This window comes from Noviherbaspirillum sp. ST9 (assembly GCF_048799745.1).
Lineage (GTDB): Bacteria > Pseudomonadota > Gammaproteobacteria > Burkholderiales > Burkholderiaceae_D > Noviherbaspirillum.
Genome location: NZ_JBLWFR010000006.1, coordinates 69,344 through 89,597, shown reverse-complemented (window position 1 = coordinate 89,597; position 20,254 = coordinate 69,344). Strand labels below are relative to the sequence as shown.

General features: G+C 62.9%; 22 protein-coding genes. 8 read left to right on the top strand and 14 right to left on the bottom strand.

What is annotated here, in order from left to right:
* The first annotated feature begins 352 nt into the window (after positions 1 to 352).
* Positions 353 to 5,605 carry a calcium-binding protein gene (locus ACNOHI_RS14830; RefSeq protein WP_420475452.1) on the top strand — a complete coding sequence of 1,751 codons (5,253 nt, stop codon included), beginning with the start codon at positions 353 to 355 and terminating at the stop codon, positions 5,603 to 5,605.
* A gap of 74 nt (positions 5,606 to 5,679) precedes the next feature.
* On the opposite strand, the gene ACNOHI_RS14825 is transcribed toward ACNOHI_RS14830, so the two are convergent.
* Genes ACNOHI_RS14825 through ACNOHI_RS14815 form a run of 3 tightly spaced genes read right to left on the bottom strand, consistent with a single transcriptional unit; the run spans position 5,680 to position 7,789 of the window.
* Positions 5,680 to 6,636, bottom strand: a complete 957-nt coding sequence (locus ACNOHI_RS14825; protein WP_420475451.1) for a DUF3618 domain-containing protein — start codon at positions 6,634 to 6,636, stop codon at positions 5,680 to 5,682.
* Entirely contained in the window at positions 6,636 to 7,037 is a 402-nt protein-coding gene (locus ACNOHI_RS14820; RefSeq protein ID WP_420475450.1) for a phage holin family protein, read from the bottom strand. Before ACNOHI_RS14820 ends, ACNOHI_RS14825 begins: the two co-directional genes overlap by 1 nt.
* The gene (locus ACNOHI_RS14815) at positions 7,034 to 7,789 is read right to left on the bottom strand and encodes a hypothetical protein (RefSeq protein ID WP_420475449.1); all 756 of its coding nucleotides are present in this window, start codon (positions 7,787 to 7,789) and stop codon (positions 7,034 to 7,036) included. The genes ACNOHI_RS14820 and ACNOHI_RS14815 overlap by 4 nt, the downstream gene beginning before the upstream one ends.
* A 232-nt stretch (positions 7,790 to 8,021) precedes the next feature.
* On the opposite strand from ACNOHI_RS14815, the gene ACNOHI_RS14810 reads away from it, so the two are divergent.
* The 4 genes from ACNOHI_RS14810 to ACNOHI_RS14795 all read left to right on the top strand — a co-directional run bounded on the left by ACNOHI_RS14810 (position 8,022) and on the right by ACNOHI_RS14795 (position 10,991).
* Positions 8,022 to 8,270: a hypothetical protein gene (locus ACNOHI_RS14810; RefSeq protein WP_420475448.1), complete on the top strand. Its 249-nt coding sequence runs from the start codon at positions 8,022 to 8,024 to the stop codon at positions 8,268 to 8,270.
* A gap of 127 nt (positions 8,271 to 8,397) precedes the next feature.
* Positions 8,398 to 9,078, top strand: coding sequence for a hypothetical protein (locus ACNOHI_RS14805; RefSeq protein WP_420475447.1), 681 nt, complete (start codon positions 8,398 to 8,400; stop codon positions 9,076 to 9,078).
* Between the two features lie 121 nt (positions 9,079 to 9,199).
* Entirely contained in the window at positions 9,200 to 9,970 is a 771-nt protein-coding gene (locus tag ACNOHI_RS14800) for a ParA family protein (protein WP_420475446.1), read from the top strand.
* A 214-nt stretch (positions 9,971 to 10,184) separates the two neighbouring features.
* Positions 10,185 to 10,991 (top strand): class I SAM-dependent methyltransferase, encoded by an 807-nt coding sequence (locus tag ACNOHI_RS14795; protein ID WP_420475445.1) that lies wholly within the window; start codon positions 10,185 to 10,187, stop codon positions 10,989 to 10,991.
* Here the strand turns inward: ACNOHI_RS14795 and ACNOHI_RS14790 are convergent.
* On the bottom strand, positions 10,973 to 11,878 hold the full coding sequence (locus tag ACNOHI_RS14790) for a diguanylate cyclase (RefSeq protein WP_420475444.1): 906 nt from the start codon (positions 11,876 to 11,878) through the stop codon (positions 10,973 to 10,975). The two genes, ACNOHI_RS14795 and ACNOHI_RS14790, sit on opposite strands and share 19 nt — an antisense overlap.
* Before the next feature lie 112 nt (positions 11,879 to 11,990).
* A complete protein-coding gene (locus tag ACNOHI_RS14785) occupies positions 11,991 to 12,635 on the bottom strand; it encodes a lytic transglycosylase domain-containing protein (RefSeq protein ID WP_420475443.1) in 645 nt (214 codons plus the stop codon).
* A 103-nt stretch (positions 12,636 to 12,738) separates the two neighbouring features.
* On the opposite strand from ACNOHI_RS14785, the gene ACNOHI_RS14780 reads away from it, so the two are divergent.
* Complete coding sequence (locus tag ACNOHI_RS14780) at positions 12,739 to 13,416, top strand: SOS response-associated peptidase (RefSeq protein ID WP_420475442.1); 678 nt, start codon at positions 12,739 to 12,741, stop codon at positions 13,414 to 13,416.
* 69 nt (positions 13,417 to 13,485) lie between these two features.
* Positions 13,486 to 13,878 carry a hypothetical protein gene (locus ACNOHI_RS14775; protein WP_420475441.1) on the top strand — a complete coding sequence of 131 codons (393 nt, stop codon included), beginning with the start codon at positions 13,486 to 13,488 and terminating at the stop codon, positions 13,876 to 13,878.
* 14 nt (positions 13,879 to 13,892) lie between these two features.
* Here the strand turns inward: ACNOHI_RS14775 and ACNOHI_RS14770 are convergent, their stop codons facing one another.
* The 6 genes from ACNOHI_RS14770 to ACNOHI_RS14745 form a co-directional block, all read right to left on the bottom strand.
* Complete coding sequence (locus ACNOHI_RS14770) at positions 13,893 to 14,318, bottom strand: YciI family protein (protein ID WP_420475440.1); 426 nt, start codon at positions 14,316 to 14,318, stop codon at positions 13,893 to 13,895.
* A 135-nt stretch (positions 14,319 to 14,453) separates the two neighbouring features.
* Complete coding sequence (locus ACNOHI_RS14765; RefSeq protein ID WP_420475439.1) at positions 14,454 to 14,669, bottom strand: hypothetical protein; 216 nt, start codon at positions 14,667 to 14,669, stop codon at positions 14,454 to 14,456.
* A 116-nt stretch (positions 14,670 to 14,785) separates the two neighbouring features.
* Positions 14,786 to 15,043, bottom strand: coding sequence for a heavy-metal-associated domain-containing protein (locus tag ACNOHI_RS14760; protein WP_420475438.1), 258 nt, complete (start codon positions 15,041 to 15,043; stop codon positions 14,786 to 14,788).
* Positions 15,044 to 15,137: 94 nt separating this feature from the next.
* Complete coding sequence (locus ACNOHI_RS14755) at positions 15,138 to 16,622, bottom strand: glycine betaine ABC transporter substrate-binding protein (RefSeq protein WP_420475437.1); 1,485 nt, start codon at positions 16,620 to 16,622, stop codon at positions 15,138 to 15,140.
* 7 nt (positions 16,623 to 16,629) lie between these two features.
* Positions 16,630 to 17,364, bottom strand: coding sequence for an SDR family oxidoreductase (locus ACNOHI_RS14750; RefSeq protein WP_420475436.1), 735 nt, complete (start codon positions 17,362 to 17,364; stop codon positions 16,630 to 16,632).
* 108 nt (positions 17,365 to 17,472) lie between these two features.
* Complete coding sequence (locus tag ACNOHI_RS14745) at positions 17,473 to 17,643, bottom strand: hypothetical protein (protein WP_420475435.1); 171 nt, start codon at positions 17,641 to 17,643, stop codon at positions 17,473 to 17,475.
* Between the two features lie 136 nt (positions 17,644 to 17,779).
* Between ACNOHI_RS14745 and ACNOHI_RS14740 the strand changes: the two genes are divergently transcribed.
* Positions 17,780 to 19,090, top strand: coding sequence for an HD-GYP domain-containing protein (locus tag ACNOHI_RS14740; RefSeq protein ID WP_420475434.1), 1,311 nt, complete (start codon positions 17,780 to 17,782; stop codon positions 19,088 to 19,090).
* A 33-nt stretch (positions 19,091 to 19,123) separates the two neighbouring features.
* Here the strand turns inward: ACNOHI_RS14740 and ACNOHI_RS14735 are convergent, their stop codons facing one another.
* The 3 genes from ACNOHI_RS14735 to ACNOHI_RS14725 form a co-directional block, all read right to left on the bottom strand.
* A complete protein-coding gene (locus ACNOHI_RS14735; protein ID WP_420475433.1) occupies positions 19,124 to 19,336 on the bottom strand; it encodes a hypothetical protein in 213 nt (70 codons plus the stop codon).
* Between the two features lie 10 nt (positions 19,337 to 19,346).
* The gene (locus ACNOHI_RS14730; RefSeq protein ID WP_420475432.1) at positions 19,347 to 19,754 is read right to left on the bottom strand and encodes a four-helix bundle copper-binding protein; all 408 of its coding nucleotides are present in this window, start codon (positions 19,752 to 19,754) and stop codon (positions 19,347 to 19,349) included.
* 77 nt (positions 19,755 to 19,831) lie between these two features.
* The gene (locus ACNOHI_RS14725) at positions 19,832 to 20,032 is read right to left on the bottom strand and encodes a hypothetical protein (protein WP_420475431.1); all 201 of its coding nucleotides are present in this window, start codon (positions 20,030 to 20,032) and stop codon (positions 19,832 to 19,834) included.
* Positions 20,033 to 20,254: the final 222 nt, after the last annotated feature.

Below are 20,254 nucleotides of genomic sequence, written 5' to 3'. Positions count from 1 at the left end.
GGAATCCAAAAGGGATCGTTGCCGGCCGTATCGAACAATGCGAGTCTAATCAGCGGCGCGACTCAATACCTGGCAGCACTGCACATGACTGCCCGACGCGCGATGACGACGTTCCCAATGAAATCAATCATGAAAAACAAGGTCGCCGAACAGCGGATGAACACGCGCGGCGCGACGGCTCCGCCACTGTGCACGACTCGGCCGGGCTAGCGTCCTGCCGGGGTATCGGATTTCCCCTATCGCATTACGACGGACGTCCTCCTCATCGGGTGGACGGTCGACACTCGCCGTACCTATAAGGCCTTGATCGGCCTGACTTTCAAAAACAAAAACGCAAGAAAGGAAGTATTGAATGGCCTGGATAACTGGAAGCAGTGGCAACGACGTCTTGATCGGGACGAACCTCGACGATGTTCTTGCAGGCGATGCGGGGGATGACTCGCTGTTTGGGGACGATGGCAACGACAGCCTGAATGGCCACGACGGCAGGGATACGCTTGATGGCGGCGCCGGCAACGACACGCTCAATGGCGGCAACGGCGGTGATATCTACAAGTTCTCCCGCGGCTCGGGCCAGGACACGATTTTCGAAGACGACTACACGACGTCCGAGATTGACACCATCGAAGTGGCCGCCTTGCCCTCGGAAGTCACGCTGCTGCGCGATGACAACAATCTCATCCTGCGCATCAACGGCACGACGGATTCCCTGACCGTGACCGGATGGTTTCACGATAGCGGTCGCTTCCGCGTGGAGCAGCTCCGCTTCAGCGACAACACGCTGTGGGACGTCAGCAAACTGCTCGACACCGCTTCCACGTCCATCGGCACCGCAGGAGCCGAAACCCTGTACGGCAACAGCGAAGCCAACGTTATCAACGGTTTGGGTGGCAATGACATCCTCGTCGGTTATGGCGGCGACGATACGCTGCTGGGCGGCGACGGTGACGACAGCCTCAATGGACATGACGGCAGGGATACGCTCGATGGTGGTGCCGGCAACGACACGCTTGCCGGTGGCAATGGCGGTGACACCTACAAGTTTGCTCGCGGCTCGGGTCAGGACACGATCTCCGAGGACGATTACACGACGTCCGAGCTCGATACCATCGAGGTGGACGCCTTGCCCTCGGAAGTCACGCTGCTGCGCGACGACAACAATCTCATCCTGCGCATCAATGGCACGACCGATACGCTGACCGTCACTGGATGGTTCCACGACAGCGGCCGCTTCCGTGTGGAGCAGCTCCGCTTCAGCGACAACACGCTGTGGGGCGTCAGCAAATTGCTCGACACCGCTTCCGCCCCGATTGGCACTGCGGGAGCCGAAACCCTGTACGGCAACAGCGAAGCCAACGTCATCAATGGTTTGGGTGGCAACGACATCCTCATTGGTTATGGCGGCGACGACACGCTTCTCGGCGGCGACGGCGATGACAACCTCAACGGGCATGACGGCAGGGATACGCTTGATGGCGGTGCCGGCAACGACACGCTTGCCGGTGGCAACGGTGGCGACACGTATCGCTTTGGCCGTGGCTCCGGCCAGGACACGATCTCCGAAGACGACTACATGACATCCGAGACTGACACCATCGAGGTGGACGCCTTGCCCACGGAAGTCACGCTGCTGCGCGACGAAAGCAATCTTATCCTGCGCATCAATGGCACGACCGACACCCTGACCGTCACCGGATGGTTCCATGACAGCGGCCGCTTCCGCGTGGAGCAGCTCCGCTTCAGCGACAACACGCTGTGGGATGCCAGCAAGCTGCTTGATACCGCCTCCGTAACGATCGGCACCGCAGGCGCCGATACCCTGTATGGCAATAACGATGCGAACGTCATCGAGGGCTTGGGCGGCAACGACATCCTCATTGGCTACGGCGGCAATGACACCCTGCTGGGAGGCGACGGCGAAGACAACCTCAACGGCCATGACGGCAGGGATACGCTCGATGGCGGCGCCGGCAACGACACGCTTGCCGGCGGTAATGGCGGCGATACCTACAAGTTCGCTCGCGGTTCGGGTCAGGACACGATTTCCGAAGACGACTACACGACGTCGGAGGCCGATACCATCGAGGTGGACGCCTTGCCCTCGGAAGTCACGCTGCTGCGCGACGACAACAATCTCATCCTGCGCATCAATGGCACGAACGATACGCTGACCGTCACGGGATGGTTCCATGACAGCGGTCGCTTCCGCGTCGAACAGCTCCGCTTCAGCGACAACACGCTGTGGGGCGTCAGCAAGTTGCTCGACACCGCTTCCGCTTCCATCGGCACCACAGGGGCCGAAACCCTGTACGGCAACAGCGAAGCCAATGTCATCGACGGCATGGGTGGCAATGACATCCTCATTGGCTATGGTGGCGATGACACGCTGCTGGGCGGCGACGGCGACGACAGCCTCAACGGCCATGACGGCAGGGATACGCTTGACGGCGGCGCTGGTAACGACACCCTTGCCGGCGGTAACGGTGGCGATACCTACAAGTTCGCTCGCGGCTCGGGTCAGGACACGATCTCCGAAGACGATTACACGACGTCCGAGCTCGATACCATCGAGGTGGACGCCTTGCCCTCGGAAGTCACGCTGCTGCGCGACGACAACAATCTCATCCTGCGCATCAATGGCACGACCGATACGCTGACCGTCACCGGATGGTTCCATGACAGCGGCCGCTTCCGCGTGGAGCAGCTCCGTTTCAGCGACAACACGCTGTGGGGCGTCAGCAAACTGCTCGACACCGCCTCCGCTTCGATTGGCACTGCGGGAGCCGAAACCTTGTACGGCAACAGCGAAGCCAACGTCATCAGCGGTTTGGGCGGCAACGACATCCTGATTGGCTACGGCGGCGACGACACGCTGCTGGGTGGCGACGGCGATGACAACCTCAATGGCCACGACGGCAGGGATACGCTTGACGGCGGCGCGGGCAACGACACGCTTGCCGGCGGCAACGGCGGCGATACGTACAAATTCGCTCGCGGCTCGGGACAGGACACGATCTCCGAAGACGACTACACGACGTCGGAGGCCGATACCATCGAAGTGGACGCCTTGGCCTCGGAAATTACACTGGTGCGCGACGAAAACAATCTCATCCTGCGCATCAATGGCACGACCGATACGCTGACCGTCACCGGATGGTTCCATGACAGCGGCCGCTTCCGCGTGGAGCAGCTCCGTTTCAGCGACAACACGCTGTGGGGCGTCAGCAAGCTGCTTGATACCGCCTCCGTAACGATCGGCACGGCGGGGGGCGACACCCTGTACGGCAGCAACGGCACCGACCTCATCGACGGCCGGGGCGGCAACGATGTCCTGATCGGCTATGGCGGTGATGACACGCTGCTGGGCGGCGACGGCGATGACAACCTCAATGGCCACGACGGCAGGGATACGCTCGATGGCGGCGCCGGCAATGACACGCTCGCCGGCGGCAACAGCGGCGATACCTACAAGTTTGCTCGCGGCTCGGGGCAGGACACGATCGTCGAAGACGACTACACGACGTCGGAGGCCGACACCATCGAGGTGGACGCCTTGCCTTCGGAAATCACGCTGCTGCGCGACGCGAACAATCTCATCCTGCGCATCAATGGCACGACGGACACCCTGACCGTCAGCGGCTGGTTCCAGGACAGCGGCCGCTTCCGCGTCGAACAGCTCCGCTTCAGCGACAACACGGTGTGGGATGCCGGCAAGCTGCTCGATACCGCATCCGCCCCCGTTGGCACCTCCGGGGCCGACACCCTGTACGGCAACAGTGACGCCAACGTCATCGAAGGCCTCGGCGGCAACGACATCCTCATTGGCTACGGCGGCAATGACACGCTGCTGGGCGGCGACGGCCAGGACAATCTCAATGGTCACGACGGCAGGGATACGCTCGATGGCGGCGCCGGCAACGACATCCTTGCCGGCGGCAACGGCGGCGATACCTACCGGTTTGGACGCGGTTCGGGCCAGGACACGATCTACGAAGACGACTACATGACGTCCGAGGCCGATACCATCGAGGTCGCAGCCGGCCTGCGTCCGGAAGACCTGACGATCACGCGGATCGATAACAACATGGTGTTGGGAATTGCGGGCACGACCGATACCCTGACCATCAGCGGGGGGTTCCACGACAGCGCGCGCTTCCGCGTGGAGCAAATCCGGTTTGCCGATGGCGCCACCTATCTGCTCAGTGATTTGCTCCTGGGCACCTCGGGCAACGATATCCTGACGGGCACGGACGCCGTCTCTTTGCTGCTCGGCCGCGACGGCGCCGATGTCCTCATTGGCAACGGAGGGGATGACACGCTCGACGGCGGCAGCGGTGCGGATAGCATGGCGGGCGGTGCCGGCAACGATTTCTACAGCATCGACCAAGCAGCGGATACGGTGACGGAAGCGGCAGATGAAGGCTTCGATACGGTCTCCTCGCTGGTCTCCTGGACGCTTGGCGCGAACGTCGAAAAACTGTTGCTCGTTGGGACGGGCGCGTTGAACGGCACCGGCAATGCACTCGACAATACGATCGTCGGCAACGAGAACGCGAATATTCTCGACGGCGGACTGGGTGCGGACCTGCTGCAGGGTGGGGCCGGCAATGACACCTACATCATTGACAGCAGCAGCGATAGCATTGTGGAGAATGCCGGCGAAGGCGTCGACACGGTCGTGAGCAGCATCAGTTATACGCTGTCCGCGAACCTGGAAAACCTGACGCTGTCCGGCACAAGCGCAATCAATGGCACCGGCAACGCACTGAACAACACCCTTGTCGGCAACGCTGCAGACAACGTGCTTGACGGAGGACTTGGCGCGGACACGATGCGCGGCGGCGACGGCTCCGATGTCTACGTCGTCAACGATATCGGCGACCTTGTCATCGAGACGAATGCCAGCATGGCGACCGGCGGCAGCGATACCGTCCTGTCCAGCCTCGCCGCGTACACGCTCGGTGCCAATATCGAAAACGGACGCATTCTGGCCACGGGCAGTGCAAGTCTTACCGGCAACGCACTCAACAACACGCTGCAAGCGGGTGCTGGGAACAACACGCTCGACGGCGGCGCCGGAAACGATACGGCGGACTACAGTCTTGCCACTGGCGGCGTGACGGTAAGCCTGGCGATCACCTCCGCGCAGGCCACGGGCGCGTCCGGTTCCGACACCCTGGTGAGTATTGAGAACCTGACAGGCTCGAAGTTCGACGATCGCCTGATTGGCAACAATGCCAATAACGTGTTGATCGGTGGCGCGGGAATCGACACGCTTACCGGCGGCGGCGGTGCGGACATCTTCGTCTTCCAGTCGCTCGTTGATTCGGGAACCACAAGCGTGACATGCGACGTCATCACCGATTTCGTCCGCGGTATGGATAAGCTGGACCTCTCCATGCTCGATGCGAATGTCATGACGACGGGCGTCAACGAAGCCTTTACCTTTATCGGGAACAAGTCGTTCAGCACAACGAACGCGACCGGCCAGGTAAGGTTTGCATCGGGGATGCTTTACGTCAGCGTCGATGCGGACTCTGCCGCGGAGTTTGCGATCAAGCTCACGGGGGTGAATAACCTGAGCGCCAGCGACCTGGTGTTGTAAGGGGAAAACGGGGAAGGGGAGCAGGGCATGCGCCCTGCTCCCTCATCGACTATCCCGGCCGTCCTTGACGTCGCTCAGTGAATGCTTGACGACCCGGAGGTGCCCCCGTACGGCGCGCCCGTGCCGGTCGTGGGTGCTGCAGACGTCCCCTGATCCTTGCGCTGCGATACCTCTTCCGCAACGCGTTCGACTTCGTGCTTGGCCGTATCCGCGATCCGTTGTGCGGACTGCTTGAGAGTGTCGGCCTGTTCGCGGGCGGTATCCTTCGCGCGTTCCAGAAGGTCATCGCGCACATTGCCCATCATTTCGTTCTCGCGCCGCGTGGCGGGGAGGGCTGCGCCGAGTGCGGCGCCAACGGCGAGGCCGAGCGCGCCGAGGACGAGCGGCTGCTCGTCCATCATCTGGCCGAAGCGATCCTTGGCGCGTTCCATCTGCATCTGCGAGCGCCGTCCCATTTCGCTCATGCGCGCCTGCGCGCTGTCGGCGGTTTCGTGCAGCCGTGCGCGCGCGCTCTGGCCTGCCTGCTGGACGCGGTCCGTCACGGAGGAAGCGGTGTCGCTGATCTTCTGTCCGACGTTGCTGGCTGACTCCTTGATGCCCTGCGCGGCATCGCTGGTCTTCGATGCCATGCGCTGCACCAGGCCTTCGTCGGTATCGCCGGTGCCGTAATCGCGCGCTGCATAATAGTCCTCCTCGTCCATGCCCTCATACCCCGAGCGGATCGGGCGGCGCAGGGAGCGCGGATAGCGCGAAACGGGTTCATACTCGACGCGGCGGCGGTCGGCGGCGAACAGCCACGCGATACCGATGCCGATCAGTGCAACGGGGATGGGATTGTCACGTACCGAATTGACGAGGTTCATGCTGAAGGCTCCTGGCGTAGTTGACAGAGCGTAGTCGACGGCGTTGTCCATCATCTCGCTCGGTGACAGTTTGTGCTGGATGGCGTCGATCGTCGAACTGAAGTCGGCGCGCGTGCGCGCGATGTCGCTCTCGATCTCTTCCGGGCTGCGGTTGTCGGTATCTTTCATCAGAGCTTCTCCTGTGCGGCGAGCTTGTCGCGCTTGAGCGATTCGATGGTCTTGTGCGGCACGAATTTATCCGCGGAGAGCTTGGCGGTGCCGCCCTTGAGCAGCACGTAGCCGCCGCCGGCGACCGCGAGGCCAACGATCAGCGGCGCAAGCCAGGGCGCGACCTCGGGAGGGAGAATCATCTCCACCCCGCGCACGACCGCCAGCAGAAGGATGAACAGGCCGGCAAGGAGAATGGCCGCGCCGACGGCAACCGAGATCAGCGCGGTCTGGATATCCGCCATCTTGGTCGACATCTCGGCGCGTGCCAGGGCAATTTCCTGACGCACCAAGTCGACCATGTCGCGCGTGAGGTCAGTGAACAACTCGCCCAGGGACTTGTCCGTCTTGTCGATCATCATAGTCGGCTCCCCCCGAGGTTCGTGGCGTTCATCCCGGATGCCGTCGCACCGTTGCCCGGCGTGCCATCGGCGCCGACAGTGCGCGATGCCGTTGTGGCGGTCCCGGTATAGGGTCCTGCCTCGCCGGCGGAAATGACGCCGCGCTGCTCATTCGCATAGCTGCCATACGCCATCTGGCGGTCCGACGAGCTCTTGAAGAAGCGCGCCAGCAGGAAGCCGGCGACGACGCTGCCAGCAATGAAGGTGCCGGGAGAGCGGCGGGCGAGGTTTTGCGCATCCTGGAACAGCGTGTCGAGGTCCTTGTCGCGCAAGCGGCCGCCGATGTTTTCCAGCTGGTCGGCGATCATCTGCACATAGCGCGCCGTCTGGTCCTGGCCTTCGCCCTGCAGGTTGGTGGCGGTGCTGCGGATTGCCTGGGCAACGCTGCCGACCTGGCCGAGCGCGGACTCCTTCTGCTGCTCGAACATGGTCCGGCCCTTGTCCTTGGCGCGGCTCGCCATGTCCCCCGCATAACTCTTCGCGGTCGACGCCATGTCCGCGGTGCTTTCCCTCAGGCGATCGCGCGTCGATCCGGACGTTGTGCCGACGCCTGGCGTCGCGCTGCCCGCTGTCGCCGACGAGGCGGCCGTGGCCGAACCCGTGGCGTAGGGACTGCCTGTTGTCAGTGCACTTTCATCACGGCGGTGCTCGTTCGGTCCTGGAGCCACTCCGCTCGAAATCGGCTTGGTGCTGTCTTTGTTCTCGTCTGCCATCGCTTTCACTCCTCATCGAATCATGTGGAATTGCCTGTACACGCAACGCGCGTGCTGTTCATTCGATATGTTTATTGCAAAAAGATTCAGCGTTGGCACACTTTCGAACTTTGTCTTTCTCAAGGGAACTGTTGCACGCGGGAAGCTTCAAAGGAGTAAGCTGGTGTCCGGGTGCATGGCGCACGACGCGACGCGACCGCTGCACCGGCAGGAATCTTCATGAAAGACTGATATGCCGTATCAAGAACACGACTTTGCAGACATGCTGTTTGCCTGGCCCGCCGTCGAAGGCCGCATCATCCACCTGTACGAACTCGATCCGACGCACGCCGCGTCGCCGCAGTCGAATATCAGCGTGACACCAAGGGCAAGCCTTGCGCCGCAGCCGTCGCGCGCCTCGCTGCCGTATTGCGCGCTTGGCGACCTCGCACCTGCCGCCGTCCTGCTCGAACTCGATCCGACGCATTCACATAGCCTCTAGCGCGGCCAATACGCGAAATCCTGAAATGGCGTACCGTATCGGAATCGGGCGGTGCGACGAGACCGTTCTCCCTACCGCACGACGGGCAGCTGTTTGTGGGTCAAGAACAATCCATAAGGAGATCGCGATGAATGGCTTGATGAAATGGAGTGCGCTGGTTGCGGGCTGTGTATTGGCGCTGGGCGGGTGCGCCGGGATGGGGTCGCAAGGCGGCCCCATGACGTTTTTTGTAACGAGCGCCGGGCCTGGCAAGGGCGGCGACCTCGGCGGACTGGAAGGCGCGGACAAGCATTGCCAGACGCTGGCCTCGTCTGCCGGCGCGGGCAACCGCACCTGGCGCGCCTACCTCAGCACCCAGGCTTCTTCACTGACCGATCCGAAGTTCGTCAATGCACGCGACCGCATCGGTCCCGGGCCATGGCACAACGCCAAGGGCGCCCTGATCGCCCGCAACGTCGACGAGCTGCATTCGCCCGACAGCAAGCTGTCGAAGGAAACCGCTGTTGACGAGAAGGGGCAGATGGTGAACGGCCGCACCGAGAAGCCGAACATGCATGACATCCTCACCGGCTCGCGTCCCGACGGCACCGCGTTTCCTGGCGCGCCATTTCCGGATATGACCTGCGGCAACTGGACCAAGGGCGGAACCGACGGCTCGGCCATGACAGGGCACTTCGACCGCGCGGGTCCGATCGAGACCCCATGGGCGACGTCCTGGAATTCATCGCATCCGACACGCGGCTGCCATCCGGAAGGACTGGTCAGCACGGGCGGCGCCGGGCTTCTGTACTGCTTCGCGGAGAAGTAAAGACGCCCCTCCCCGGGTTATCGGCTGTCAAGCAAATACGACAATCGGCCGGCCCCGGGGTGCTGCTGCGACGCAACAAATGCTATCATCGGCGACGGTTAAACCATCTACGGGGTAGTGCATGAAGCGCGTGATTTTCAATCAGAAGGGCGGTGTCGGAAAGTCGACGATCGCTGTCAATCTGGCCGCCATCGCCGCGCGTCACGGCAAGAAGACCTTGCTGATCGATCTCGACCCGCAGTGCAACTCCAGCCGCTACCTGCTCGGCGACGCCACGAAGGACGCCGCGCCGACGCTGGCCGATTACTTTGAGCAGACGCTTGCTTTCGTGATCTATCCGAAACCGGCCAGCAGCTACGTGCATGCGACGCCGTTCGAGAACCTGGCGCTGATCCCGTCACACCCCGCAATCGGCGAGCTTCAATCCAAGCTGGAATCGCGCCACAAGATCTACAAGCTGCGCGACATGCTCAACGAGCTGGCGAAGGAATACGACGAGATCTTCCTCGACACGCCGCCGGCCTACAACATCTTCACGCAATCGGCCCTGATCGCGGCGGACACCTGCCTGATCCCCTTCGACTGCGACGACTTCTCGCGCCAGGCGCTCTATTCGCTGATGAACAACGTGGGCGAAATCCGCGCCGACCACAATCCCGGCCTCGAGATCGAGGGCATCGTGGTGAACCAGTTCCAGTCGCGCGCGAGCCTGCCGCAACGCATGGTGGACGAGCTGCTCGCCGAAGGCCTGCCGGTCCTGAACAACAAGATTTCGAGTTCCATCAAGATCCGCGAGTCGCATGACCGCGGCCTGCCGATGATCCACCTCGATGCGCGCCACAAGCTCAGCCAGGAATACCTCGCGCTGTACGAAGAGCTGCGCGCGGCGTGATTCCGCCCCGGCGGATTCCAGCCGCCGGGAAAATCGTCTCTCTCACATTCGGGAAAATCGCGCTGCTGTCAGCGCGATGCCGTGCATTTTCCATCCTTTTTCCCGCCTGCCGGCAGGCATCTCGCTGTGCCCCATGCATATTCGTCTGTCATGCCGCTTGGCATCGGTTTTGCTCCGCATGACGTTTGCCCGGAATATTCCGTGAGGAGATGAAATGAATACGTGGATGATCACGGCGGCACTCGTGCTGTTCGGTGTCCTGGTCTCGACGGCCCTGTTTTTCTTTGTGTTTACGCGCGGCGCACTGGTCCTGCGCGCGATGACGCCGGCCGGGCGCAGCGCCAGCGCGCACGTCTACCCGGTCTACTCGAACATGAAGCTCATCAAGCTGGTGGACTTCCAGCCGATCATCTCGGCGATCCTGCTGTTCCAGTACCACCGTCTCGTTTCCAGGATCGTGGCCGGCATGCGGCAGATGGACCTGAAAGGCAAGAAGGTGCTGATCACCTCGTGCGCCTTCGGCAACGTCATCCCGCGGGTGGTCAAGGCGGCCATCCAGGGCGGCGCCGAGCGCGTGCTGATCGTCGACATCATTCCCAACGAGCTCGACCATGCCCGCAGCAAGCTGGGCAAGTATCTCGACAAGGTGGAGTTCATCGAAGAAAACGCCACCTGCATGAAGCTGGGCGACGGCGTGGCGGCGGTGAATGTGATCTTCTTCCTGCTGCACGAGCTGCCGCACGATCTCAAGGGCCAGACGCTGAACGAAGCGGGTCGCGTGCTGTCGCCGGGCGGGAGGCTGTTCCTCGGCGAATTCCATCGTCCGGGCCTGCGCGTGCTGCGCGCGTTGAGCTGGGCCTACTTCAAGGTGTTCGAGCCGCTCGGCCTGGCGCTGTGGGATACGCATGATCCGGTCGGGTATCTCGAGGCCAAGGGTTCGTGGAAGTGCGAGCGTTCGACCTACTTCTTCGGCAATTTCCAGATCATCAGCGCCACGAAACCTCAGAGCAGCGAACAGTAGGCGTTTGCCAGTCCTACCCTGTTCCGTCCTTCTTCCTTGGCCCGGTACATCGCTGTTGCCGCAATCTGCAGCAGCGTGTCCGGCGGCACCTCCTTCTGGCCGCTGACCGTAGCGGTGACGCTGGTGATCGTGGTGAGGAGCTCGCCCGCATCGCTGCGGATCGGATAGGCGGCAACCGCCATGCGGGCACGCTCGGCCACTTCGAGCGCGCCCGCGGTGTTGCACTTGGGCAGGATCATGACCAGTTCATCGTCGCCGTAGCGGCCGAGGTGGTCATAGGAACGCAGCGATGTGCCGAGCCGGCGCGACACCTCCTGGAGCACGGCGTCGCCAACCAGATGGCCGCTGCGGTCGTTGATCTCCTGCAGCCGGTCGAGATCGGTAAAGACAATCGACAACGGTGTGCGGTCGCGCTGGCAGCGCACCATTTCCTTTTTCAGTTGGTCCACTACCGCGTCGCGGTTGTACAGGCCGGTGAGGGTGTCGCGCGCGGAGCGGGCGACGAGCGCTTCTTCGAGTTCCAGCAGGCGGCGGCCCGTGTCGACGCAGATACGCAGGTCGGCGTAGCCGGTCGCGCGCGTGATGTAGTTGTTGGCGCCGGCTTCGAGTGCTTCGGTAAGGAAGCGTGCGTCTGCGTGCGAACTCAGGAGGATGAGATAGACGCTGCGCCGCTTGATCGTGGCGCGGATGTTCCGGAACAGGTCGAGCCCCCCGAGGCCAGGTGCAGCGCAGTCCATGATGGCAAGGTGGGGCTCGTCATCCCCGTGCAGGACCGCCCAGATGGACGGCATGTCGTTGGCGACCGTAGCGTCGTGGCCCCAGTCGTGCAGGGCGCCGCGCAGGAAGGCCGCGGATGAAGGGTCGGTGTCCGTGATGAGCGCTTTCATGCGGTGTCTCCTCCGTTTAAACGGTGTGTTTTTGACAACTTTTACGCATGCTAACACGGGATCATTGCGAAAATATACACATTTGGACCGCAGGGTATGTAAATCACCGACCTCAGTAGGTCGCGGCGGCGCGGAAGCGGTCGTAGCGCTCAAGCACCATGGGGACGTATTTGATCGTTTCCTGGTAGGGCGGGACGCGGCGGCCGTGGCGGATCACGGCGTTCTCGCCGGCGTTGTAGGCGGCAACCGCAAGGCGCACATTGCCGTCGAACATGGCCAGCAGGTCGCGCAGGTAGCGCGCGCCAACGTCGACATTCTGCTCGGGTGAGTACAGGTCGAAGCGGCCGTAGCGCGCGGCGGTGGCCGGCATGACCTGCATCAGGCCGACCGCGCCCTTGGGGGAGAGTGCGTTCGCATTGAAGCCGGATTCCACTTCGATGATGGCCTTGAGCAGGGCGGCGTTTACCCCGTGCGACTGCGCGATGCGCTGGACGATCGGTTCGACGGATGTCCGGCGGACGGAAAGCTGCGGCAGCGAGATCGGACCGGTGCCCGAGCGCGGCCACAGGTGGGTGCCGTCGAACATGGCATAGACCTTCGAGCTGCGGTTGAGCGGACGGTCGGAAAAGACCGGACGGCCTGAGGCATCGGTGGATTTGTAGATCCTGGTTTCGTCCGCCTGCACACTCGCGGCGGAACACAGCGCAGCACCAAACAGGCAAGCGGCCAGTCCAGGACGGATTCGGCTGGAGCTCATTGCATTCTCCCTGATCAGGCAACGATACGCTGCAGCAAGATTGCCGGCAAGCATTTACCTGGGAAGAACTGCGTCTTGCACGATCAGGCACTAAAATACGTCTATGTGCGCTAATTACCGCCCTTCCACACGGGACGAATTACAACAGCGTTTTGGCGTTGCCGCTCCCGACTCCGGTTATCCGGCTGAAGCCTTCCCCGGCTCCATGGCACCGATGATCCGCCTGCCGCGCGCCGACGCGGTTTATGGCGACCGGGCGTGCGCGCTCGGCATGTTCGGCATGGTTCCACACTGGGCCGAACCCAAGCTCGCCCGCCAGACCTACAATGCGCGCACCGAAACCGTCGCCACCAAACCGAGTTTCCGCAACGCCTGGAAGCGCCGGCAGTTCTGCGTGATCCCGGTCAGTTCCTTCTTTGAGCCCTGTTACGAAACGGGCAAGGCCGAGCGGTGGGAAATTGCGGATGCCGACGGCGCGCCGTTGGGAATTGCCGGACTCTGGGAGGTGAAATCGGACGGCCCGAACGGCCTGCCGCTGCTGTCCTTCACCATGCTGACGATCAATGCCGACGGCGATCCGCTGATGCAGCGCTTCCACAAGCCGGACGACGAGAAACGCATGCTGGTGATCCTCGATCCGCAGCAGGTGGACGACTGGCTGCACTGTCCGGTGGAGGAAGCGGACAGCTTCTTCACGCGCTATCCGGCAGAACGCCTGATGGCAAAAGCGGCGCCTAAGGCCGGGCCGAAACGCGAGCAGGACAGTCTTCCCGGCTTTTGATCTGCGTGGCAGCGCGGTAGCGGGGGCAGGTGTAGCATGCCCGGCATTCCCGTTCCGATGGAGCCTGCCATGGCATTCGCCTTCCTGCGTTTCCCCCCTGCCGTCTGCGCGGCCGTCCTGCTGTGCTCATCCGTCCATGCGGCAGACGACGCCAAGCTGAAGGACATCGAAGCACGCTACCAGAGCGAACGTGCTGCTTGCGAAAGCGTACAGGACAAGGCGGCCTGCCTGCGCGACGCCGCGGCCGCACGCGAGGCGGCGAGGCGTGGCCAACTGGACGCGGCGCAGGGGAACTTCGACCAGAACGCGCTCGCCCGCTGTGCCGCGCTGCCGGTCGAAGAAAGGGATGCCTGCGTGCGACGGGTACGCGGCGAAGGCGTTACCGAGGGGAGCGTCAAGGAAGGCGGGGTGATGCGGGAATACCGTGAGTACACGCTTCCGTCGGCACCGCCGCCCCGTTGAAGGAGGCGCAGCGCTTACGACTGCTTCGCCACTTCCTCGCGCAGCCGTTCTTCCTGCGCGCGCAGCTCGGGTGTGAGGGCATCGCCGAAGTCGTCGGCCTCGAAGATCTGGCGGATTTCGATTTCTGATTCGCCCAGCATCGGATTGGGGCAGCGCTTGACCCAGTCGACCGCCTCCTGCAGCGAGGCGCACTTCCAGATCCAGAAGCCGGCGACCAGCTCCTTGGTTTCCGTGAACGGGCCGTCGATCACCTGGCGGTCCTGCCCGGAGAAGCGCACGCGGGCGCCTTTCGAACTGGGATGAAGGCCTTCGCCGGCCAGCATGACGCCGGCCTTGACGAGTTCCTCGTTGAACCGGCCCATTTCTGCGAGTAACTGCTCACTCGGCATGACGCCGGCTTCGCTGTTGCTGTCGGCCTTGACTAGAATCATGAATCGCATGTCGGTCTCCTTTGGAGGTAGGGAACATCAGTGTCCTATACCGACGACGAACGGGGCTGCGCAAAATCGACATTCCCGCTTCCGGATGCGTTTCCCGGCCGCCGGGAGAACCATGCGGCGGCCCGGGAAACCTGGTCAACCCAGCGTCTTGAGGTCGGCGTCGACCTTTTCGAGTGCTTCGTTGGTGATCAGGCCGCCGGAGAAGCCGGCCACCATTTTCAAGGGAAACCCGCGTCCCATGCTGATCTGCGGGTGGGTCGAAATGCCGGGGAGATGCTTTTCAAGGATAGTCTTGCTTGCCTCGTTGTCGAGCAGATCGCCAAGGTTCGAGTTGATGGACAGGGACGACATGGATTGCTTCTCCTGAAATGAACAACGGCGCTACGGCGTTGTCGGGTTGGTGATCGCAAAATCATATCGCCTCGCGGCCTGGCTTGCTGCGAACTTGTTCGAGGCTGGACTCTAAATCAGCTGCAAGAACACCCGCCGCCGCCACCGCCGCAGCCGCCACGGCTTCCTGTCTGGATCGGATAACCTGCGTCCGCAAGCACCGCCTGCAGGTCTTGTTTCGATGTCAGCTCTGCGTTGAACTGCACGCTCACCTCATTGCGAAGGATCGACGGCGTGACGTCGCGGACACCGGCGACACCACTCAGCACACGGACGGCATGGGCCATGGATTCCTGCGTGGTCGCGGCACGAAACTGAAAAACTTCGGATTGCATGATTTTCCTTTAAGTGACTGTGTGCCCGGATTCGAGCACGCCTATTCTGCCAGAAGATGCACTCTAAATAAATCTTTAAAAGACGGGTTGCGGTTCATGCGGCGCGCCTTCCCAGCAAGCGCTCCGCCAGTTCAAACAGGCCCTGGATCGACAGCGCCAGGAAGGCGGCCGGCAGCGCGCCCGCCAGCAGCATGTCGTTGTCGTTGACCGCGAGCCCGGTGGCGATGCGTTCGCCGAATCCCCCTGCGCCGATGAAGGCGGCAATGGTCGCCGTGCCGACGCTCATCACCGCGGCGGTCTTGAGTCCGGCCAGGATGACGGGCAGGGCCAGCGGCAGTTCGATATGCAGGAGACGGTGCCGGGTGCGCAGGCCCAGCGCCAGCGCTGCCAGGCGCAAGCCGGGACTGACCTGCTCGATGCCGGTGCAGGTGTTGCGCACCACCGGCAGCAAGGCGTAGAGAAACAGGGCGATGAGGGCGGGCACCATGCCGATCGTTCCCAGCAAGGGAATGAGCATCGCCAGCAAGGCCAGCGAGGGAATCGTCTGCAAGACGCCGACGAGTGCCATCACCGCCTGTCTCAGGCGGGGCTGGAAAGCGGCGAGCACGCCGAGCGGAATGCCGGCGAGCGCCGCCATGGCCACGGACACCAGGACCAGCGCGACGTGCTCGCGCAGGAGACGCCAGAAACTGCCGTCGAATATCTTGCCGGCCAGGCCCCTTGATGCGGTTGCCGTCGCGGACGCGGGATGCAGGAAGGATTGCGCGACAGCGGCAAAGGATTTGCCATCGATCTCGGCGGCGGCATTCATCGCCACCATGCCGGCCTGGCTGATCTTGCCCTCCAGTCCGCGCAGCGCCTGCCATGCCTGCGGAAAGCGCGATGCGGCATCGAGCCGGTACAGCACTACGGCGTCGTAGCGCGGAAAGTAGCCGGCATCGTCGTCGAGCATGCGCAGGCGATACTGGCGGAGCTTGGCGTCGGTCGTATAGATGTCGATGACATCGACCTGCGCTGCAGCGAGGGCTTCGTAGGCAAGACCGTGGTCGATGCCCGTCGGCTTGTGCTTCAGGGCATAACGTTGCGCGAGTCCCGGCCAACCATCACTTCGGCCAATGAATTCATGCGACAGCCCGAGGCGCAGCTCCGGATATGCGGCAAGCCCGCTGATCCGGTCGGTCCGCGCTTCCGCGCGCATGGCGAGCGCGTAGCCATTCGAAAAACCGAGCGGGATGGCGACACCCAATCCCAGCGGGGCAAGCGCCTCGTGCATGTCCGCCAGCGAGACGATGTCCTTGCGCTTGAGGATCTCCTGGGAAATGGTGCCGGAATATTCCGGATACGCGTCGATCGCCCCTGTCTTGAGCGCTTCGAACACGATCGCGGTGTTTCCCAAACCCTGCCGGTGCTCGGTGCGCGCATGGGGTTGCGCTGACTGGGCGAGGATCTCGCCGAGGATGTAGGACTCGGTGAAACGCTTCGATCCGATGCGCAGGACGTCATCGGCGTGAACGGATTGTAGCGGGAACCATGCAGTGCACGCAGCCAGGGCCAGCAGAATCCATTGCGCCGGCCTCATCGCTCCCTCAGGAAGCGAAGTCCCGCAAATCCGCCACCGGCATCTCGCCGAAGCGCGCGTCCAGCAGGTAATCGACGAGGCGCCGCGCGCAGTCCTCGGGACTGGTCAGCGCCCCATCGCGCTTCATGGCCTCGAAGCGTTCGCGCAGCGGGAAATTTTCCATGGGTGTCGAGCGGATTTCCGTCTGCATGTCGGTATCGATGACGCCGGGCGCCAGGCTGCAGATGCGCAAGCCGGGGACCTTGTCGAGGGCGACCGCACGGGCGTGATGGTCGAGCGCGGCCTTCGTCGCGCAATAGACGCTCCATCCGGGATACGCGTTGCGCGCGGCGCCGCTCGATACATGGAGGATGCGCCAGTCATGCGCCGCAGGACTGGCTGCGGTCACGGCGCGCGACAGCATCAGCGGCGCGGCGACATTGAGGGCGACCGCGCGCGCGATCGACAGGATGTCCTGCGCGCCGAGCGGGCCCACGGGCTGCACCACGCCCGCATTGTTGATGAGGACGACCGAGGGACTGCCCGCAAGAAAGGTGGCCAGCGTGTCGCCGGCAAGCCAGTCCTCGAGGGAGCCGGTGTCGGCAAGGTCCAGCTCGACTTGTTCGAGTCCGACAGGAAAGCGTTGCGCGAGATCGGCATTCCGGCGGCGCGCGAGGCCGAGCACGGGAATATGCCGGCCGAGCAGCTCGCCGGCAATGGCGGCACCGAGGCCGCGGGTGTGTCCGGTGAGGATGGCTTTCATTGTGTTGGGGCAGTCGTTGACGGAAGCCGGCCGCCGGCGAAAGCGGCGGCCGTTGGCCCATTATGCCGCACGCATGGCCCGCCAACCGGCGGAAGGACAAACACCGCGCTACTTGCCGCGCCGGTCTTGCTGCTGGCGTCGCTCGACCATGTCCCAGCCGATCTCGTGCCGGATCTGGTCCGGCTCGTGCAGGGGCGACCGGGCGTTCTGGCGGCGCTCGACCTGGCGGCGTTCCATGTACTCGCGGACTTTTTCCTTGGCTTGCTTGGGCGGTTCCATTGCGTGCAATCGGAAGTTCTCCGGATAGGTTACGAAGCACTGCCGGTGCGGGCTTGATGCGGCACAAAGGCGGCGGAGAATTGGCAAAATTTCCATTTTGTTGCGCTAAGGATTTCCCTTGTTCGGCGCTGTTAAAATGTCCGATTGGCACCCCGCCGCCCATCCCATGAACATCCAGACAAAAACCACGCCGATCGTCATCGAGCAATTGCAGGTCGGGATGTTCGTCATCCTCGACCTGCATTGGCTCGACCATGATTTCGCGCGCAACAGCTTCAAGATCAAGAACGAAGAGCAGCTCGCCAAGTTGCGTCAGCTCGGCCTGAAGACGATTCGCATCGACCCTGCTCGCAGCGACGTGATCCCCGAACCGGCGGCGCCGGAAATGCTTGCGGCCGCCAGCGCAGCGGAGGCGGTGCCGACGGAAAGCGCGATGGCCAAGGCAAAGCGCGAACGCCTCGAACGCATCAACCAGCAACGCGCGGCCGTGGTGGAATGCGAGCGCAAGTTTCTCAAGACCGCGGGCACCCTCAAGTCGATCAACAGCAACCTCTTTTCCAAGCCGCAGGACGCCTACCAGCAGGCCAATGAACTGGTCGACGAAATGGTGGATTCGGTCCTCACCGATCGCGACATCGCGATCCACCTGATGAAGGACAAGTACGGCGGCGAAGACCTGTACTTCCATTCGCTCAACGTCTCGGTGCTGGCCATGATGGTGGCCAAGCAGCTCAAGCTGGAGCGGGAAGAAGTGAAGGAGCTGGGCTTCGGCTGCCTGTTCCACGACATCGGCAAGCTGGACATTCCCGACAAGGTCCTGATGAAGGGCAGCGGCCTTACGCGTGCCGAACAGCACCTGCTGGAGCAGCACTGCGCCTATGGACTGCCGATCGCGCAGAAGCTCGGGCTGTCGAAGAAGGCCACCGAGATCATCCTGCAGCATCATGAGTGCATGGACGGCACCGGCTATCCCAACCATCTGGCGGGCGACCGGATTTCACCGCTGGCGCGTATCGTCGCCATCGTCAACACCTATGACAACCTGTGCAACCGCATCAATCCGGCCGATTCACTGTCGCCGTATGCGGCGCTGTCACACATGTATGCGCAGAAACGCAACCAGCTCGAGGCCGGTCCATTGGGCATTTTCATTCGCTGCCTCGGCGTCTATCCGCCTGGCACGGTGGTGAAACTGTCCGACGGCACGCACGGCCTGGTTGTCGCGGTCAATTCCAGCAAACCGCTGCGGCCGAGCGTGCTGATCCACGATCCGGATGTTCCCAGCAGCGAGGCCGTCGTGCTCGATCTCGAAGCCGAGCCGGACCTGCAGATCGCCGAATGCCTGCGGCCGCAGCAGCTGCCGCGCGCGACGCTCGAATACCTCGCGCCACGCCGGCGCATGAACTATTACTTCGACTTGCCGGACAAGACGCCGAAGAAGGGGTAACGCTGATCAGGGCCACGCGCATCGTCTGCGCGTCTACGCTTCTCCAGGAACAGGTATTTCCTGCGGCGACGTATCGGGGACCACTTCCGGCCCGGAGGGCGCACCCGGATCGAAGGTGTCCGGCGGCAGCGAGGGAATCTCGGGTTCGGGCCGGTAAGCCGGCTGGATTTCCGGCCCCGGTCCGGGCGTTACGGGCACCTCAGGCGGGCTGTGCGCGGGATTCTGGTCTGGCGGGAGATGAGCCATGGAATGCGCCTCACATCGGTAGCCGGTCCTGGAGCACGCTGGTGCTGCGCGCCTGGCCCGTAAAGTTGCCCATGTCCGTACCGCCCGACATCTGCCGGCAGCTCTCCATGCAGGTACGGCAAGCCTGCACACACTCGTCCATTTCCCCGATCTGCTCGCAGCTCTGCGCGCAGGCATTGCATACCTCCGCACAGGAGGCACAGACTGGCCCATGCATGGGTGAGTTGCTGAGCATGAACTCCGCAGCGGTGCGGCAGATGTCCGAACAGTTCATCATCAAGCGGAAATGCTCGGGTTCGGTATGCCTTCCTCCTGCCTCCAGGCAATGGTTCATCGCCGTCTGCAGGCACGTGCGGTAGCAATGCAGGCAGTCGTCGATGCAGTGCTGCATCGAAGAGGTGGTCATCGTTTGCATCATTTACTCCTTCATCGGAAAGATTCACATGCGGAGCGGCCTTCAAGCGCGAAAACGAATGAGGTACGCAACATTCGTTCCTAGTGCGGATCGATGGACGCCGGCCGCCACTCCTTGATCTGCTCGAAGCGGCAGGGCGTCGGCGGGTCGGTGTCGGGATAGAAGAACGTCCACTCGTCGCGGCTCCACCAGACCTCGCGCTTCGAACCATCCTGCAGGACGGCAATGCATCGCTCGCGGTTGTAGAGATGGGAAAGGGCGCTGTCTGCTCTCATGTTCATACCTCGCAATCCAATCACCATCCTGTTCGCATTCACGCAACTTGTTGCGGAACTTGTGCTCTGAAGCTAGAGCCTGTTATGAGTCATTTCAGGGGGCGCGTTCGGACGAGAAGGGACGCAGTGCTAGGCGCGGCGCGCCGCTCAGGCTGGTTGCCTGAGCAAGCGTCGCAACACCGCAATGCGTCCCTTCTCGTCCGAACCCTCCGGGCAGCCCCAGGAACA

Coding starts and splice junctions, on each gene's coding strand:
- ACNOHI_RS14830 (WP_420475452.1), top strand. CDS start 353: ATGGCCTGGATAACTGGAAGCAGTGGCAACGACGTCTTGATCGGGACG.
- ACNOHI_RS14825 (WP_420475451.1), bottom strand. CDS start 6,636: ATGAAAGATACCGACAACCGCAGCCCGGAAGAGATCGAGAGCGACATC.
- ACNOHI_RS14820 (WP_420475450.1), bottom strand. CDS start 7,037: ATGATGATCGACAAGACGGACAAGTCCCTGGGCGAGTTGTTCACTGAC.
- ACNOHI_RS14815 (WP_420475449.1), bottom strand. CDS start 7,789: ATGGCAGACGAGAACAAAGACAGCACCAAGCCGATTTCGAGCGGAGTG.
- ACNOHI_RS14810 (WP_420475448.1), top strand. CDS start 8,022: ATGCCGTATCAAGAACACGACTTTGCAGACATGCTGTTTGCCTGGCCC.
- ACNOHI_RS14805 (WP_420475447.1), top strand. CDS start 8,398: ATGAATGGCTTGATGAAATGGAGTGCGCTGGTTGCGGGCTGTGTATTG.
- ACNOHI_RS14800 (WP_420475446.1), top strand. CDS start 9,200: ATGAAGCGCGTGATTTTCAATCAGAAGGGCGGTGTCGGAAAGTCGACG.
- ACNOHI_RS14795 (WP_420475445.1), top strand. CDS start 10,185: ATGAATACGTGGATGATCACGGCGGCACTCGTGCTGTTCGGTGTCCTG.
- ACNOHI_RS14790 (WP_420475444.1), bottom strand. CDS start 11,878: ATGAAAGCGCTCATCACGGACACCGACCCTTCATCCGCGGCCTTCCTG.
- ACNOHI_RS14785 (WP_420475443.1), bottom strand. CDS start 12,635: ATGAGCTCCAGCCGAATCCGTCCTGGACTGGCCGCTTGCCTGTTTGGT.
- ACNOHI_RS14780 (WP_420475442.1), top strand. CDS start 12,739: ATGTGCGCTAATTACCGCCCTTCCACACGGGACGAATTACAACAGCGT.
- ACNOHI_RS14775 (WP_420475441.1), top strand. CDS start 13,486: ATGGCATTCGCCTTCCTGCGTTTCCCCCCTGCCGTCTGCGCGGCCGTC.
- ACNOHI_RS14770 (WP_420475440.1), bottom strand. CDS start 14,318: ATGCGATTCATGATTCTAGTCAAGGCCGACAGCAACAGCGAAGCCGGC.
- ACNOHI_RS14765 (WP_420475439.1), bottom strand. CDS start 14,669: ATGTCGTCCCTGTCCATCAACTCGAACCTTGGCGATCTGCTCGACAAC.
- ACNOHI_RS14760 (WP_420475438.1), bottom strand. CDS start 15,043: ATGCAATCCGAAGTTTTTCAGTTTCGTGCCGCGACCACGCAGGAATCC.
- ACNOHI_RS14755 (WP_420475437.1), bottom strand. CDS start 16,622: ATGAGGCCGGCGCAATGGATTCTGCTGGCCCTGGCTGCGTGCACTGCA.
- ACNOHI_RS14750 (WP_420475436.1), bottom strand. CDS start 17,364: ATGAAAGCCATCCTCACCGGACACACCCGCGGCCTCGGTGCCGCCATT.
- ACNOHI_RS14745 (WP_420475435.1), bottom strand. CDS start 17,643: ATGGAACCGCCCAAGCAAGCCAAGGAAAAAGTCCGCGAGTACATGGAA.
- ACNOHI_RS14740 (WP_420475434.1), top strand. CDS start 17,780: ATGTCCGATTGGCACCCCGCCGCCCATCCCATGAACATCCAGACAAAA.
- ACNOHI_RS14735 (WP_420475433.1), bottom strand. CDS start 19,336: ATGGCTCATCTCCCGCCAGACCAGAATCCCGCGCACAGCCCGCCTGAG.
- ACNOHI_RS14730 (WP_420475432.1), bottom strand. CDS start 19,754: ATGATGCAAACGATGACCACCTCTTCGATGCAGCACTGCATCGACGAC.
- ACNOHI_RS14725 (WP_420475431.1), bottom strand. CDS start 20,032: ATGAACATGAGAGCAGACAGCGCCCTTTCCCATCTCTACAACCGCGAG.